Below are 15,472 nucleotides of genomic sequence, written 5' to 3'. Positions count from 1 at the left end.
ACCTAGTTCTGCTCGCGGCGCTGACGACGCTGGTCGTCGATGTCCTGCTGCTGACGCCGCACCTCCTGCTGGCGGCTCTGCTGCTGGACCTCCTGCTGACGCCGCTGGGCTTCGCGCTGCTGCTGATCCGCATGCTGTCGCTGAACGTCCTGCTGGCGCTGGACAGCCTGCCTCTGCTGTTCCTGCCGGTGCTGGTCCTGTCGCTGCATCTCCTGCTGCTGGCGTTGCCGTTCCTGGCCCTGTCGTTCCTGAACCTGGCGCTCCTGAACCTCTCGCTGCTGCCGCTGGTTATTCTGGCGGCGCTGCTCCTGGCGCTGCAGGTCCTGCGCCTCGCGCTGCGTATTTTGCGGGCGCTCAACGGCAGGCTGCTGCGGTTCTCGTACCGTGCGCGGTTGCTGGTCACGGCGATCCTGCCGGGCCTGATCAGGTCTGGCCTGATCCTGCCGCGGCTGTGGCTGACGTCGGGCCTCACTCTGCCGTGCGTCCACCGGCTTCAGGTCCGTAGACCTGCGGTCGCTCTGGCGGATGTCCGGACCGGGTGCCTCGCGACGCTGCGCCGCGCCACGCTCATTGTCGCGGATGCCCATACGTTCGGCGGTGCGCGACGACATACCGGCCGTTGCGGCACTCGGTTCGATCCGGGCGCGACGGTCGATTCGCGCGTTTTCAATCTGGCGATGATCGACCCGCTGCACGGCGCGCTGCACCGGCTCGGAGCGACGCATCGCATCGGCTGACACCATCGTGGCGCCGCCGCGATTGGCATAGCGGTTGACCGTCACGTTGTTGATATTCGTCACGTTGGTCACCTTCGTGATGTTGGTGACATGCGTGACGTTTACATTGCGGATGTAGTGACGGCTGACGCGATAGGGGGGGTAATAGGGTTCATGCCAACCCAACGGTACCCAGCCCACATTGCCGGTCGTGACTGTGACAGAAATACCGCTGCCGCCACCGAAGAAGGCCACCAGTGCCGGCGCATAGACCGGCCGGGAATGGTGATGATGGTGATGACGGTGGTGATGCCGACCCGGGCTCCAGGCCCAGCGGTCATGCACCACCACCCAGCGGCCATAGTGGAAGGGCGCGAAGCCCCAGGGCTCGTCGGCCACCCAGGTCCAGCCCCAGGGCTGCACATAGGCCCAGTGGCCATGGCGATAGGGCACCCAGCCGGTCTCGACCGGCGGATACCAGACCGCGCCATAGTCCGGCGCACTCGACCAGGCGCCATAGGCGGCGAGATCCTGCGCACCGGTCATGCCCTGCACCTGCGTCGGCATCGGTACAGGCGCGGCATTGGCGGGCAGCGCCGCCGCACGCTGTGCCGGCACAGCAGCCTGCGCGGTGTTCGGGTTGAGTATCGTTGCAGTCTGTGTCAGCGCTTTCTCGTCCTGCAGCACCGACTGGGCGAAAGCACTGGCCTGCGCTGGCGCGAGTGCAGTTTTTATCGGTTCGTCGCCATCCAGCGGGCCGCTCAGGGTCGCGGCCTGGCCGGCAGGCACGGTGCGGTCGGTGCCGCGACCGGACAGTTTCGCGCTGCCGCGGTCCAGCGCGGATACCGTGGTCGGCGCATCGTCATCGCCGGCAGAGACGAGATAGCGGCCGGGCTCGGTGATCACCACGCGGCCGCGCGGCGTCTGCAGGGCATAGCTTTCGCCCGGCGCCACATCGGCGATATTGAGATAGGCGCTGCCCTGCGGCAAGCCGGCCTCGAAGCTCGTGTCATCCAGCGTGGTGACATTCAGTTCGGTGCTGCTGTCCATCACCAGGCGGTTGCCGCTGCCGATCTGCAGTTCGGCGCGCGCACCTGGTTCGGTCCACAGCGCATTGCCGTTGGTCAGCGGATAGTTCAGCGTCGCCGGACCCCACTGGTCTTCATCGGCGGTGTGGAACGACACCGTGCCGTTCATCCTGGCGATGCGGCCGACACGTGCCGGCGGATCGTTGGCATCGGTCTGCGCCGTGATCGGCGGGCCGGGCCAGGGCTTGGCGGAATCACCCTGGCTGGCTTGGGGTGTCTGCGCGAAGACAGGGGCGAGTGGCGTGAATGCCGTGCTGGCGATCAGCGCGGAGGCAGCGCAGACGGCAAGAGTCCGCCGCGCGGCTGTTGCTGCGACCTTGAACCCTCGATGCATGGACATGCTGGCTCCCGGGAAGCGGCCGCCGATTCCAGAGAGGGCGGCCCGCATCCGGATTCCACGCAGCAGTCATGGCGGCTTTGTGTCCAAATCCGTGCAGAATTCCGGCGGACACCTGTGATCGCGTGGTGACTGGAAAAGTCGGCGGCGCGTCCTACATGAAAAAGCGCGGTGATGCGCGCAGGATTCATGGCCGGGCAGTTGCCGGACCGAACAGGCTCTAACTGGCCGGAACGGGACGAAACAGGCTCTAACTGGCCTAAACGGGACGAAACAGGCCGGAACTGGCCTCGAACTGGCGCCGAACGGGACGGGTCAGCCCGATTGCAGATACTGGATGGCGGCATCGCGTTCGAACAGATACAGCAATGCCAGCAAGGCTTTACCACGGTCACTGGCCAGTTTCGGGTCTCGTTCCAGGATCAGTTTCGCATCGTCACGCGCCACGACCAGCAGGTCGGCATGGGCAGCCAGATCGGCGGTACGGAATTCCGGCAGGCCGCTCTGGCGCGTGCCCAGCACTTCGCCGGCACCGCGCAGCCGCAGGTCTTCCTCGGCGATCAGGAAGCCGTCATCGGTTTCACGGATGATCTTCAGTCGGGATTTCGCAGTCTCGCCCAGCGGCCCGCTGTAGACCAGCAGGCAGGCGCCGGGCTTGCCGCCGCGCCCGACACGACCGCGCAGCTGGTGCAGCTGCGCCAGGCCGAAGCGTTCGGCATGCTCGATTACGATCAGCGTCGCATTCGGCACATCGACGCCGACCTCGATCACGGTTGTCGCCACCAGCAGTTTCGACCTGCCGGCAGAGAAGGCCTCCATCGCGGCGTCTTTTTCCGACGGCGTCATCTTGCCATGCACCAGCCCAATGCTGCCGTCGCCCAGTTCCGGTTCCAGCGCCAGCTTCAGCGCCGAATGGCGTTCGGCAGCCGCCGCAAGATCAAGCTGCTCGTTTTCTTCCACCAGCGGACAGACCCAGTAGACCTGCTCGCCGGACTGGATCTTGCGCGTCACCGCGGCCACTACGTCGAGGTAGCGGTCAGACGCAATGGTGCGCGTATCGACCGGACTGCGGCCGGGCGGCTTCTCGGTCAGCTTCGAGACATCCATGTCGCCATAGGCCGTGAGCGACAGCGTGCGCGGGATGGGGGTTGCCGTCATCACCAGAATGTCGACGCCGCCTTTATCCCGCGCGCCTTTCGCGGCAAGGCCCAATCTCTGGCTGACGCCGAAGCGGTGCTGCTCGTCGATCACGGCCAGCGCAAGGTCCTTGAACACGACGTCGTCCTGGAACAGCGCATGTGTGCCGATCAGAATGTCGATCTCGCCATCGGCCAGCCGTTGCAGCAACGCTGCACGCGCCTTGCCCTTGTCGCGGCCGGTCAGCAGCGCAATGGTGATGCCAAGCTGCAAGCAATAGGGCGCCAGCGTTTCGGCATGCTGGCGCGCGAGGATTTCGGTCGGTGCCATCAGCGCACCCTGCGCGCCACTTTCGATGCAGAGCAGCAGCGCATTCAGCGCCACCATGGTCTTGCCGCTGCCCACATCTCCCTGCAGCAGGCGCAGCATGCGGCGCTCGCTTGCGATATCGGCGGCGATCTCGGCATTGGCCTGGCGCTGCGCATTGGTCAGCGGCCATGGCAGCAGCTTTTCCAGCCTGTCGCGCAGCCGTCCGTCGCCGGTCAGCTTGCGCCCGGTCTGGCGCTTGAGGCGGCGGCGCACCAGCAACAGGGCAAGCTGGTTGGCCAGCAGCTCGTCATAGGCCAGCCGTCGCCGCACCGGCGTATCTTTCTCGATATCTGCCAGGCGTTCCGGCTTGTGGGCGGTCAGCAGCGCCTCGCGCCAGGCCGGAAAGCCTTCGCGTTTCTGCCAGGCCGGATCGAGCCATTCCGGCAGTTCCATCACACGCTCCAGCGCGCCATTGATGATCTTGCCGAGCGTGCGCGCCGCGACGCCGGCGGTGAGCGGGTACACCGGCTCGATGCTCGCCATCTGCTCGATCTCAGCCAGAGTGCCCATGCGATCTGGATGCGTCATCTGCACCTGACCGTCAAACAGTTCGACCATGCCGCTGACGATGCGGGTCTCACCTTCGGGCAGGCTCTTCTTCAGGAAGTCTTCGCGGCCGTTGAAGAAGACCAGCGTCAGCCGTCCGCTGCCGTCATGACATTGCACCTTGTAGGGCATGCGGCTGTTGCGCGGCGGCAGATGCCGGTCGACGGTGATTTCCAGCGTGGCAATGCGGCCGGGCTCGGCTTCGGCAATGGCGGGGCGGTAGCGCCGGTCGATCAGTCCGCTGGGCAGGTGCCACCACAGGTCCAGGACCCGCCCGCCGCCGACCAGTTTTTCCACCAGTGGCGCCAGCTTCGGTCCACAGCCCTTCAGGCTGGTGATCGGTGCGAAGGCGGGAAACAGCGATTCCGGGCGCATGGGAGGCGGAAATTTCCGGGTAAACCTTGAGAATCCGTAGGTTCGCGTACTATATCCTGCCCACGTTCCGGAAACACCCCCAAGGGACTGCCGCCCGATGGCCGAGGATATCGAAATCCGCCGCAAGCGCCTGCTGCATCGCAGCCTCTATACCGGCATGAAGGAGGTCGACATCCTGCTGGGCAGCTTTGCGCGCCGGCACCTGCAGACCTTTACCGAGGTCGAACTCGACCAGTATGAGACGTTGCTGGAGAGCTACGACGATCCGCAGATTTATGCCTGGGCCATCGGCCGAGATCCGGTGCCACCGCACCTCGATACCGGTGTGATGAAGCTCCTCAAGGCCTACAAGTTATCATTCTGATCATATGACCTTTGTGCTGCCGGATATTCTGACCCGGCCGGGCCGCTGGGCATTGGCCGGCAGCCCGGAAGGGCAGGATGCGCGCCTGCTGGCTGCCCTGGCGCAGCGGCAGAAGGGCCGCGGCGTTCTGCATGTCTGCCGCGACGACGCGCGCATGGCGACGCTGGAAGCGGCGCTGAAGTTCTTTGCCCCCGATCTGCCGGTGCTGACCTTGCCAGCCTGGGACTGCCAGCCTTATGACCGCGTCTCGCCGATTGCCGAGATCGCCGCCCGGCGCATGGACACGCTGAACCGCCTGTCCGGCGAGCGGCCCGATGTGCCATGGCTGCTGCTGACCACGGTGAACGCCGCGCTGCAGCGTCTGCCGCAACCGGACTGGTTCAAGGGCACAGGCTTCCGCGCCGCCAAGGGCGGCCGGGTGAAGCCGGAAACGCTGATCGGGTATCTCGGCCGCAATGGCTACAGCCGCGTCTCCACGGTGAACGAACCCGGCGAGTATGCCGTGCGCGGCGGCCTGGTCGACCTGTTCCCGCCGGGCACCGAGGCGCCGTACCGGCTGGATTTCTTCGGTGACGAGGTCGAGAACATCCGCCGTTTCGATCCGGCCACCCAGCGCACCATCGACGCCGTGACCGAACTGTCGCTGACAGCCATGAGCGAAGTGCCGATGGATGAAGACTCCATCGCGCGTTTCCGCAGTGGCTATCGCGAGTTGTTCGGTACCGTCACCAAGGAAGACCCGCTCTATGAAGCGGTATCGGCCGGTCGGCGCCAGATCGGCATGGAACACTGGCTGCCGCTGTTCTTCGAGCGGCTATCGACCGTTTTCGAATACCTGCCGCAGGCAGCAGTGACGCTCGATCATCTGACCGGCGACGCGGTCGATGAACGCTTCAAGGCGATTGCCGATCACTACGATGCGCGCAAGTCGGCGATGAAGCGCGGGTTGGAAGAGGGCGGTTCGCCTTACAAACCGCTGCCGCCGGACCGGCTGTATCTGACGGCCGGCGAATGGACGGCGCGGCTGGAGAAATTTCCGGTCGGCGCGCTGTTTCCGTTCGAAGCTGTCGGCGGCCCGGATGTGAAGGTGGTCGACCTGAATGCCCGGCCAGGCCGCGACTTCGCCCCTGAACGCACCCAGGCAGCGCAGGCGGCTGAGAAGAAGGCTTCGGTGGTCAGCGTTTATGACGCGCTGGGTGGCCATATCGCCAGGCAGACCGGGCAGGGGCGTCGGGTCCTGTTCGCCACCTTCTCTGTCGGTGCGCGCGACCGTCTGGCCTTGGTGCTGAAAGACCATGGCCTGCCGATGCCGCAGGCCATCGAGACGGCCCGCGATATCGAGACCGTACCGAAGGCGGTGCCGGCCATTGCCGTGCTGCCGATCGAGCATGGTTTCGAGGCTGGCGATCTCTGCGTGGTGGCCGAGCAGGATATTCTGGGCGACCGTCTGGTGCGGCCGCGCCAGAAGAAGCGCCGGGCGGAGAATTTCATCGCCGAGGCCAGCGCGCTGCAACCGGGCGACTATGTCGTGCATATCGATCACGGCATCGGCCAGTACAAGGATCTGGTGACGCTGGATGTGGCCGGCGCGCCGCATGACTGCCTGCTGCTGCATTACGACGGCGGCGACCGGCTGTATCTGCCGGTCGAGAATATCGAGATGCTGTCGCGCTACGGCTCGCCCGAAGCGGACGTGACGCTGGACAAGCTTGGCGGCGTCGGCTGGCAGAACCGCAAGGCGCGCATGAAACAGCGCCTGAAGGACATGGCCGGCGAGCTGATGAAGATCGCTGCCCAGCGCGAGCTGCGGCAGGGTGAGCGCGTAATTCCGCAGGAAGGCCTGTACGAGGAATTCTGCGCCCGCTTCCCCTACGAAGAGACCGAAGACCAGGAACGCGCCATCAACGAGACGCTGGACGACCTCTCCAGCGGCAAGCCGATGGATCGCCTGATCTGCGGCGATGTCGGTTTTGGCAAGACCGAAGTGGCGTTGCGGGCGGCCTTTGCGGCCGCCATGTCGGGACAACAGGTGGCTCTGGTCTGCCCGACGACGCTGCTGTGCCGCCAGCATTACCGCACCTTCTTCGAGCGCTTCCGTGGCTTGCCGCTGCGCATCGAGCAGCTGTCCCGCATGGTGACGGCCAAGTCGGCCAAAGACACCAAGGCCGGCCTGACGGACGGCACGGTCGATATCGTGATCGGCACGCATGCCCTGCTGTCGAAGAGTATCGACTTCAAGCGTCTCGGTCTGCTGATTATCGATGAGGAGCAGCATTTCGGCGTCAAGCACAAGGAGCGGCTGAAAGAGATCAAGGCCGAAGTGCATGTGCTGACCATGTCGGCGACGCCGATCCCGCGCACGCTGCAGCTGGCGCTGTCGGGCGTGCGCGAACTCAGTCTGATCGCCACCCCGCCGGTCGATCGTCTGGCGGTGCGCACCTTCGTGACGCCCTTCGACGGCGTGGTGATCCGCGAGGCGCTGCTGCGCGAGCATTTCCGCGGTGGCCAGAGCTTCTTCGTCTGTCCGCGCATCGAATATCTCGATACGGCCATGGCTTTTATCCGCGATCATGTGCCGGAACTGAAAGCCGTGGTGGCGCATGGCCAGATGGCGCCGACCGATCTGGACGACGTGATGAACGCCTTCTACGACCGGCGCTACGATGTGCTGGTGGCAACTAATATCGTCGAAAGCGGACTCGACATCCCGTCGGCCAATACGCTGGTGGTCTATCGCGCCGACCTGTTCGGTCTGGCGCAGATGTATCAGCTGCGCGGTCGCGTCGGCCGTTCCAAGCTGCGCGCCTATTCCTATTTCACCTATCAGGGCGGCCGTCTGCTCAGTACGTCAGCCGAGCAGCGCCTGCATGTGCTGCAGAGCCTGGATACCCTGGGTGCGGGCTTCAGTCTGGCGTCACATGACCTCGACCTGCGCGGCTCGGGCAATCTGCTGGGCGAGGAGCAGTCCGGGCATATCCGTGAAGTCGGTTTCGAGCTGTATCAGGAGATGCTGCAGGAGGCGATTGCGGCAGCCCGTTCTGCGGCGCGTGGCGACGTCAGCGCGCTGAGCGAGAAATGGTCGCCGCAGATACAGATCGGTACGGCCGTGCTGATTCCGGACAGCTATATCGCTGACCTGAACCTGCGCATGCAGTTGTACCGCCGTGTCGCCGATCTGGAGAACCGCACCGATATCGATGCCTTCGCCGCCGAACTGATCGACCGATTTGGACCATTGCCGGAAGAGGTTCACCACCTGCTCGACATTGTGGCGATCAAGAAGTTCTGCCTGGAAGCGAATATCCTGAAGATCGAGGCCGGCCCGAAGGGTGCGACGCTGACCTTCCGCGACAACACCTTTGCCGATCCGGCCGGGCTGGTGCTGTTCATCCAGTCGGAACGCGGCGCCAAGCTGCGGCCCGATCACAAGGTGGTGCTGATGCGCGACTGGCCAGAGCCGCAGGATCGCCTGAAAGGCGTGCTGCATGCCTCGCTGCGGCTGGCCGAGATCGCCACCAAGGCGAAGACGCGGATCGTCAAGAAAGCCTGACGCCGTTCAGGCGCGGCCGGACAGCTCAAACTTGCCGGGCGGAAAGCTCTGGCCGGAGCCGATAAAGGCCACTTCGCCATCGGGCCCAAGCAGCGGCACCGCCACCACTTCCAGCAGCCAGTCCTGACCGAGCGTGCGCGCCTTTGCATGACCGTAGATCGGCATGGCGGCGTGATGGACCATGGTGGCGCCCTTGATTAGGAAGGGACGCAGGGCGGCATCAGGATGCTGCTCCATGAATTTCCCGGTCAGTTCATGGCCAAGACGCTGCACGATATCGGTGCCGACCAGGCGATACCGGAACCTTAGCGGATCGTGTTCGACCTCGAGCAGCGACAGCGAGCCGAGCAGAAAGCGCAGGCGCAGCGGATCGAGGAAAGACTTGCCCGGTGCGCGGCCATCGACATGGGCGGCTTGCCATAGCTCCAGGAACTGCCTGACATTGGCATCCCTGATGCGGCCCGGGTCGGTGATGAATTCGATGCTGGGTTGGCCGCCCTGCGTGGTCGCGCTCTGGGGGCCAGTCAGTTCCACGGTCAGGCCTCGTCCGCGGGCTCGGCGGCGACCTTGTCGATCACCTGCAGCAGTGCTTCCGGCGGCTGCGCGCCGGAGACGCCGTATTTACCCTCAAAGATGAAGAAGGGCACACCGGTAATGCCGAGTTCGCGCGCCGTCATGTCCTCCGACTGGACGACCTCGGCATCGCGGCCTTCATCCAGCAGCTGCTTCACCAGCGCGCCATCCATGCCTTCAAGATTTGCCGCATCGGCCAGCACCTGATGGTCGCCGATATCCCGGCCCTGGATGAAATAGAAGTTGAACAGGCGCTCTTTGAGTTCGGTCTGAACACCGGCCTTCAGCGCCCAGCGCAGCAGGCTATGGGCGGCCAGGGTGTTGGGCGTGCGCTTGATACCGTCGAAATTGAAGGCAATGCCTTCCTTGGCGCCTTCGGCAGTGACGCGGGCATAAATCTGTTTGGCCCGTTCCGGCCCGCCAAACTTGGCTTCGAGATAGCTTTTGCGGTCGGCGCCCTCGCGCGGCATATCCGGATTGAGCTGGAATGGCCGCCAGCCGATCTCGAAAGTGATGTTCGGGCGTTGCGCCATGGCCTGTTCCAGGCGGCGCTTGCCGATGAAACACCAGGGGCAGATGACGTCGGAGACAATTTCTATGCGCATGCCGTTACGGTAGCGCAGCTCGGGTGATCCGGCCAGCCCTTGACCGAAGGCAGTGGCCCGCCCAGCATTCAAGCAATGGAAAACTTGGGAGGATTCGATGGCTAGCGGGATCAGTCTGAAGGGCAAAGTGGCGGTGGTGACCGGGGCCAGCAGCGGCCTGGGCGAACGGTTTGCCGAGATCCTGAGCGAGGCCGGGGCAAGCGTCGCTTTGGCGGCCCGCCGGACCGACCGGTTGCAGTCCCTGGCCGACCGGATTGCGGCTTCCGGCGGCACGGCGATCACCGTGAAACTGGATGTGAATGACTACGACAATATCCAGGCGGCTTTCGCCGAGGTGCGGCAGAAGCTCGGCGGCACCGATATCCTGATCAACAATTCCGGCGTCAGCAAGCAGGGCCGTATCATCGATGTCACGCCGGACGACTACGATTTTAATATGAACACCAACACCAAGGGCGCTTTCTTCGTCGCCCAGGCGGCGGCGAAGGATATGATCGACCGCAAGGTCGAGGGCCGTATCATCAACATTGCATCTGTCGCCGGCATGCGCGTGCTGGGACAGCTGTCGGTCTACTGCATGTCGAAGGCGGCCGTGGTGCATATGACCAAGGCCATGGCGCTGGAATGGGCGCGCTACGGGATCAACACCTCGGCGATCTGCCCCGGTTATATCGAGACCGAGATCAACCGCGACTACTGGGCCACGCCGGGGGGCCAGAAGCTGATCGAGATGCTGCCGCGCCGACGTGTCGGCGATGTGAAGGACCTCGACGGGCTGATCCTGCTGCTGGCCTCGGGCGAGGCGCGCTTCATCAACGGCGCGATCATTGCCGCCGATGACGGGCTGTCGATAACGTAAGCCTTACGATATGCCCATCCGGCGCAGCATCTGCTGGCTTTCGGCCACGACGGTGCTGGGGCCGAAGGTCATGCGACTGCTGAACATGCTGATCATCTTGTCCATCAGCGTGCTGTAGCGGTTCCACAGTGCCGTGCGCTCGCCATCGGTCTTGGCGGCATTCCAGTCCTTCACATAGGCCGCACCGGCCTGCATCAGGGTCAGGTGATCATTGCTGGCGGCCACGTCGCGATAGGTCTGCGCCAGCTGGGGATCAGCGGCGAACAGCTTGCTGATTTCTTCCGCGTTGGGATGGCCGTTGTCGACGATGATGCGGCCATCGCCGCCGGTGCTCAGTTCCACCGGAATGTTGGGATCGATGCCGTGGCTGGCCAGGGCCTGTTTGAACTGCCCGGCAAATTCTGCCGTGCGCTTCTGGATATCGGCGGCAATTTTGTCGAGCCGGATGGTCTTGGTATCGGCGTCCCAGGCAGTGCCGAACAGCACCTTGCCAAGCAGTTCAGGGCTCGGATGCTGGCCGGGCGACACGCTCGGCAGGCGGTTGGCCGACTGCTTTTCTTCAAGGTAATCCGCGAATTTTGCAGCAGCGACCTTGGCCGGCGTGTTGCTGGCCAGTGTCTGATGCGCGGTCATCAGATCGCCGAAAACGGCCTTGGCGGATGCGGTGGCAATGGTACCCATGACAAAACCCCATCGATTGCTCTGATGGGTAAATTGCAAGGCCGATGCCACATTATTTCGGACTGATGTCAGCCAGTTTCTTGCGCTGCACCTTGCCATTGGCGGTGCGGGGCAGGTTGGTGACGAAGCGCCATTCGCGCGGGCATTTGTAGGCCGCCAGTCGACTCTCGGCGAACCGGCCGAGTTCGACCGGCTCGGCGGTCATGCCTTCGCGCAGCACGATGAAGGCGGCAACGACGGAAACATCAGCGCGCACCCTGATCTCGGTCACGGCGACTTCGGCAATCGCCGGGTGGTCTGCCATCGCCATCTCGACCTCGACCGGGGAGACGCGATAGCCCATGGCATTCATCACGTCGTCGTTGCGGCCGTGATGCCAGACATAGCCATCGGCATCAAGGCTGGCGAGATCGCCCCCGCAAAACCAGTCGCCGCGATAGACCAGCGCCTCTTCCTCGGGGCGGTGCCAGTAGCCGAGCATCATCGACGGATCGCTGCGATGCACCGCCAGCAAGCCGGTTTCGCCCTGCGGCAGCGGTGTGGTGCTGTCGGTGTCTGGCGACAGGATGGCGATGCGGCGGCCGGGTTGCGGCTTACCCGGGCTGCCCGGCTTGATCGTCATGCCGGGGCCGGTCGAGATGTAGGTGGAGATTTCCGACATGCCGAGCGCCTCATACATCGGCTTGCCGGTGCGGTCCTGCCATTCCTGCAGCAGCGCAGGCGGCAGTGCTTCGCCCGCCGTCGCGCCGTGCCGCAGCGCCGAGAGGTCGTAAGCGTCGAGATCGCAGTATTTCAGGATCTGGCGATACAGCGTCGGCACGGCCGCAAAGATCGTGGCGCGGTAGCGCGCCAGCAGTTGCGGCCAGACCTGGATATCGCGCGGCCCGTTATACAGCACGGTCGTGGCGCCGACCGCCCAAGGATCGACCATGCCGACACCCAGCGTGTATGTCCAGTTGAAGGCGCCGGCATGCAGCATCACGTCGCTGTCGCGCAGGCCGAGCCAGCCCTGATGCATCGGACGTCGACCCCAGGCCGCGCGGTGCGCATGTAGCACGCCTTTGGGGCGTCCGGTGGTGCCCGAGGTATAGACCAGATAGGCCGGATCGTCGGCCGCGGTATCGGCGAAGTCAGGCAGTGGCGCGAACTGCTTGAGCTGTTGCAGCCTGGCCGGATCGAGCAGCAGTACGCCGGAGGGGAGACTCAGGTCTGTCGCCAGTTCAGCACTGGCAGCGACGGCGGCAGCGCCGGAATTCTCCAGCAGGTAGGCGGCTTCGCTGGCGGTCAGTTGCGCGCTGGACGGCAACGCGACATAGCCGGCCGCCATAGTGGCGAAATAGGTGAGCGCGTAATCCGCATCATTGGCCATGCGGATCATGATGCGGCTCTGCGGGGGCATGCCCAGGCTCTGCAAACCGGCGGCCAGCCGTCGAATGGCAAGATCGGCCTCGGCAAAGCTCATGCGGACTTCGGTATCCGCCCCGACCAGGATCATCGCGGTCTTGTCCGGCCGCAGCCGAGCATTCTCCGCCAGGCAATAGCGCGCGAGATTGAAGCGGGACGGCGCGGGCTCGGTCATCACCGCTCCAGGTGCAATTGGGGGATATCAGTCATGCGGGACTCTTCGACCGCAGCACCCTGGTTGAGATGGCGCACCAGATCAATCGTGGTGGATCCTCGTGTCAGCATCAGGCAGGTGGATTCCCCACCCACGGACCGCGTAGCATGCCAGATGCCGGGCCGCATGCAGAGGCCCTGCCCGGGGGTGATGGTAAAGGCGCGCACAGTGCTGAGGTCGGGTTCACCCGCTGCGTCGCTGGCGGCCACAATTTGCACGATGCTGCCGATAACCGGAACCACAGCCTGCTGCGTCAGGTGATGAACCTCCAGTCGGGTCACGGCCGGGTCGTCGGACCGGTATGTCACCCACAGAATTTCGGGCTCGCCGCCATCGCCGGCGTTGAAGACATGCTCGTGCCAGAAATCTGAGGCCGGGCTGGCAAAGGCCGTGGCGTCAGTCGCGGACGGCAGCGGTTTGCCCAGCATCCAGCCGAAAGGGGTTACAGCTGCCTCGCTGATCGGCTCAATACGAAGGGGCTGTCCGGCCGTCATGCCGCTTCATGCGGTTTGGCATCCGGCGTACGCAGATAGAACAGCAGCGCCGCGAGCAGGATGGTGAACTGCACACCGAAGATGATGCGGTAATCCAGTTCGGTCGGCACGGTGCCTTTCGGCGCCATGCGGCCCATCAGCCAGCCGGTGAGGAACTGCTGGAAGGCACCGCCGCCCATGGTGCCGATGTTCAGCGTTGTGATACCGCGACCGATCAGCGCAGCCGGGAAGACCGAGCGTGCATGCGCAAAGATCATCACGATGCAGCCGTTCATCACGCCCATGAAGCAGAACAGCGCGGTGATCACGAACACGCTCAGGCCCGGCACCAGGATGATCACCAGCAGGCAGGCGAGCTGGCTGCCCAACCCGACGGCCAGCAGCCATTTGCGCGTGTTGAACACGCGATCCAGCGGACCCCAGATGAAATAACCAGCAGCCGCGCCTGCGGCCATGAAGATCAGCACATTGCCGCGCGCGGCCGCATCCATGCCATGGACATCATGCAGATAGGGGCCACCCCACAGGCCGATGATGGTGATGAAAGTGGCATAGGCTGAGGCGATGATGACGAACAGGTTCGGGAAAGCAGGGTGGCGGATCACGGCACCGATGCCACGCAGGGTTTCTGCCAGGCTTTCATTGGCGCCGCTGCGCGCCTTGGCCGGATCGGGATGATCTTCGATGGCCCAGAAGGACAGGGCAATCAGGCAGACGGTAATCGCCGCCGTGATAAAGAAAGCCGAGCGCCAGCCATAAGCCTCTGCAAGCCAGGCCAGCGGGGCAGTGGAGGCGATAACACCAATATTCCCGACTGCAATCAGGATGCTGGACATGGTGGCGAAGCGATCCGGCGGGAACCAGCGCGAAAACAGCACCATCGGGCCGGTCAGCAGCGCGGCACAGCCAAAGCCCAGCACGATACGCGCCAGAGTCAGTTCCGTGAGGTTGCGACCGAAGGCGAAAGCCAATGCACCGATCAGGGCGATCACCAGCGTAACCAGGATGGTGCGGCGCGGTCCCCAGCGATCGAGCGCGATGCCGACGGGAAACTGGCTGATCGAGAAGGTGAGGAAGAAAGCGCCGGTCAGGATGCCGAGGTCTTCCGGCGTCAGCGCCAGCTCGACCATCAGGTCTGGCCCGATCACGGCGTTGGCCGAGCGGTAGAACTGGCTGATCGTATAACTGAGGCAGGCGCAGAACAGGATGCGCCAGGCGACGGGCATTACGGCCTCGTGGTTTTTGTCTCGGGTTATTCCTCGGGCGGCCCGGCTATTTGATCAGGTGGCGAGGGGCAGGGCAATGCTTCCGTTGGCGTGGCTGACCACACGAGTGGCAGCGTCGAATTCCATCAGGTCCTCGCCGACGAGCACCGGGCCGGCATAGTCGGCACGGACCTCGGACATGAGCGCGGCAGGATCGAACTCGACCGGCACGAAATGGTTGAGGATCAGGCAGGCAGCATGCGCCTGCCCGGCCACTTTGCCGACCTCGGTCGACAGCGTGTGGTAACTGGCGACATTGGCGAGCGTCTCCGGCGAGCGGCCGGGCAGGGCCAGCATTTCGCGGTGGAGGAAGCATTCATGCACCAGGGCATCGGCGTCTTTCGCTGCCTGGATCAGTTCGGGGCAATAGGCCGTATCACCACTGAACGCCACCTTGTGTTTGCTGTCAGCGAAGACATAGCCGAAGGCGGCTTTCACCGGCTGGTGCCGCACCGGCACGGCGATCACCGAGAGGCCGCCATCCTGGATGATCCGGCCGGGCTCTACTTCCGTGACCTCAAGTTCCAGTGCGATGGTGGACGGCCGCTTTTCATGCGCGATGCGCTGATCTAACTCGGGCTTCCACAGGGCCATCAGGCCTTTCAGATATTGCCGCGTGCCGACCGGACCGAAGATGTGCTGCGGCCGGTCACGGCCTTGATGCCAGCTCGAGATGATCAGCTGGAACAGGTCGACGATATGGTCGGAATGCAGATGCGTCAGTAGCACGGCATCGATCTGCTTGCCGGATGTACCCGCCGCCAGCAGGCGCTGCGTCACACCGGAGCCGCAATCGATCAGGAACTGCCGCGTCGCGGTGCGCAGCAAAGAGGCCGGGCCATAGCGGCGTGTGGAAACCTGAGGGCAGCCGGTACCAAGCAGTGTGACGCGCATG

The 15,472-nt window shown here is 64.3% G+C and carries 12 protein-coding genes; 3 read left to right on the top strand and 9 right to left on the bottom strand.

All coding sequences use genetic code 11. The features are described 5' to 3' along the window. Positions 1–2: 2 nt before the first annotated feature. Together FNB15_RS17240 and recG are read right to left on the bottom strand one after the other, a co-directional pair. Positions 3–2,144, bottom strand: coding sequence for a DUF6600 domain-containing protein (locus FNB15_RS17240; protein ID WP_144257903.1), 2,142 nt, complete (start codon positions 2,142–2,144; stop codon positions 3–5). A 312-nt stretch (positions 2,145–2,456) separates the two neighbouring features. Continuing rightward, entirely contained in the window at positions 2,457–4,568 is a 2,112-nt protein-coding gene (recG, locus tag FNB15_RS17235; protein WP_144257902.1) for an ATP-dependent DNA helicase RecG, read from the bottom strand. A gap of 97 nt (positions 4,569–4,665) precedes the next feature. Between recG and FNB15_RS17230 the strand changes: the two genes are divergently transcribed. Both FNB15_RS17230 and mfd read left to right on the top strand, forming a co-directional pair. Continuing rightward, positions 4,666–4,932 (top strand): FAD assembly factor SdhE, encoded by a 267-nt coding sequence (locus FNB15_RS17230; protein ID WP_144257901.1) that lies wholly within the window; start codon positions 4,666–4,668, stop codon positions 4,930–4,932. A 4-nt stretch (positions 4,933–4,936) separates the two neighbouring features. Further along, entirely contained in the window at positions 4,937–8,482 is a 3,546-nt protein-coding gene (gene mfd, locus FNB15_RS17225; RefSeq protein WP_144257900.1) for a transcription-repair coupling factor, read from the top strand. A 6-nt stretch (positions 8,483–8,488) separates the two neighbouring features. On the opposite strand, the gene FNB15_RS17220 is transcribed toward mfd, so the two are convergent. Together FNB15_RS17220 and FNB15_RS17215 are read right to left on the bottom strand one after the other, a co-directional pair. Then, on the bottom strand, positions 8,489–9,016 hold the full coding sequence (locus FNB15_RS17220; RefSeq protein WP_185973596.1) for a PAS domain-containing protein: 528 nt from the start codon (positions 9,014–9,016) through the stop codon (positions 8,489–8,491). 2 nt (positions 9,017–9,018) lie between these two features. Then, positions 9,019–9,660, bottom strand: coding sequence for a DsbA family oxidoreductase (locus FNB15_RS17215; RefSeq protein WP_144257898.1), 642 nt, complete (start codon positions 9,658–9,660; stop codon positions 9,019–9,021). Between the two features lie 97 nt (positions 9,661–9,757). Between FNB15_RS17215 and FNB15_RS17210 the strand changes: the two genes are divergently transcribed. Next, the gene (locus FNB15_RS17210) at positions 9,758–10,519 is read left to right on the top strand and encodes an SDR family oxidoreductase (RefSeq protein WP_144257897.1); all 762 of its coding nucleotides are present in this window, start codon (positions 9,758–9,760) and stop codon (positions 10,517–10,519) included. Positions 10,520–10,522: 3 nt separating this feature from the next. On the opposite strand, the gene FNB15_RS17205 is transcribed toward FNB15_RS17210, so the two are convergent. The 5 genes from FNB15_RS17205 to FNB15_RS17185 are packed head-to-tail and all read right to left on the bottom strand — an operon-like array spanning position 10,523 to position 15,471. Then, a complete protein-coding gene (locus FNB15_RS17205) occupies positions 10,523–11,200 on the bottom strand; it encodes a hypothetical protein (protein WP_144257896.1) in 678 nt (225 codons plus the stop codon). A 52-nt stretch (positions 11,201–11,252) separates the two neighbouring features. Next, positions 11,253–12,779 carry a class I adenylate-forming enzyme family protein gene (locus FNB15_RS17200; RefSeq protein WP_144257895.1) on the bottom strand — a complete coding sequence of 509 codons (1,527 nt, stop codon included), beginning with the start codon at positions 12,777–12,779 and terminating at the stop codon, positions 11,253–11,255. Beyond that, positions 12,779–13,312 (bottom strand): ureidoglycolate lyase, encoded by a 534-nt coding sequence (locus tag FNB15_RS17195; RefSeq protein WP_144257894.1) that lies wholly within the window; start codon positions 13,310–13,312, stop codon positions 12,779–12,781. Before FNB15_RS17195 ends, FNB15_RS17200 begins: the two co-directional genes overlap by 1 nt. Then, positions 13,309–14,538 carry an MFS transporter gene (locus FNB15_RS17190; RefSeq protein ID WP_144257893.1) on the bottom strand — a complete coding sequence of 410 codons (1,230 nt, stop codon included), beginning with the start codon at positions 14,536–14,538 and terminating at the stop codon, positions 13,309–13,311. Before FNB15_RS17190 ends, FNB15_RS17195 begins: the two co-directional genes overlap by 4 nt. Positions 14,539–14,592: 54 nt before the next feature. After that, positions 14,593–15,471, bottom strand: a complete 879-nt coding sequence (locus FNB15_RS17185; protein WP_144257892.1) for an MBL fold metallo-hydrolase — start codon at positions 15,469–15,471, stop codon at positions 14,593–14,595. Between the last annotated feature and the right edge of the window lies 1 nt (position 15,472).

It is taken from the genome of Ferrovibrio terrae, from assembly GCF_007197755.1.
GTDB lineage: Bacteria > Pseudomonadota > Alphaproteobacteria > Ferrovibrionales > Ferrovibrionaceae > Ferrovibrio > Ferrovibrio terrae.
The sequence above is the reverse complement of the archived record's forward strand: the minus strand, read 5'-3'. Positions and strand labels throughout refer to the sequence as shown.

Excerpts from the sequence above, each read along its gene's own strand:
- FNB15_RS17240 (WP_144257903.1), bottom strand. The coding sequence starts at position 2,144 with ATGTCCATGCATCGAGGGTTCAAGGTCGCAGCAACAGCCGCGCGGCGG.
- recG (WP_144257902.1), bottom strand. The coding sequence starts at position 4,568 with ATGCGCCCGGAATCGCTGTTTCCCGCCTTCGCACCGATCACCAGCCTG.
- FNB15_RS17230 (WP_144257901.1), top strand. The coding sequence starts at position 4,666 with ATGGCCGAGGATATCGAAATCCGCCGCAAGCGCCTGCTGCATCGCAGC.
- mfd (WP_144257900.1), top strand. The coding sequence starts at position 4,937 with ATGACCTTTGTGCTGCCGGATATTCTGACCCGGCCGGGCCGCTGGGCA.
- FNB15_RS17215 (WP_144257898.1), bottom strand. The coding sequence starts at position 9,660 with ATGCGCATAGAAATTGTCTCCGACGTCATCTGCCCCTGGTGTTTCATC.
- FNB15_RS17210 (WP_144257897.1), top strand. The coding sequence starts at position 9,758 with ATGGCTAGCGGGATCAGTCTGAAGGGCAAAGTGGCGGTGGTGACCGGG.
- FNB15_RS17205 (WP_144257896.1), bottom strand. The coding sequence starts at position 11,200 with ATGGGTACCATTGCCACCGCATCCGCCAAGGCCGTTTTCGGCGATCTG.
- FNB15_RS17200 (WP_144257895.1), bottom strand. The coding sequence starts at position 12,779 with ATGACCGAGCCCGCGCCGTCCCGCTTCAATCTCGCGCGCTATTGCCTG.
- FNB15_RS17195 (WP_144257894.1), bottom strand. The coding sequence starts at position 13,312 with ATGACGGCCGGACAGCCCCTTCGTATTGAGCCGATCAGCGAGGCAGCT.
- FNB15_RS17190 (WP_144257893.1), bottom strand. The coding sequence starts at position 14,538 with ATGCCCGTCGCCTGGCGCATCCTGTTCTGCGCCTGCCTCAGTTATACG.
- FNB15_RS17185 (WP_144257892.1), bottom strand. The coding sequence starts at position 15,471 with ATGCGCGTCACACTGCTTGGTACCGGCTGCCCTCAGGTTTCCACACGC.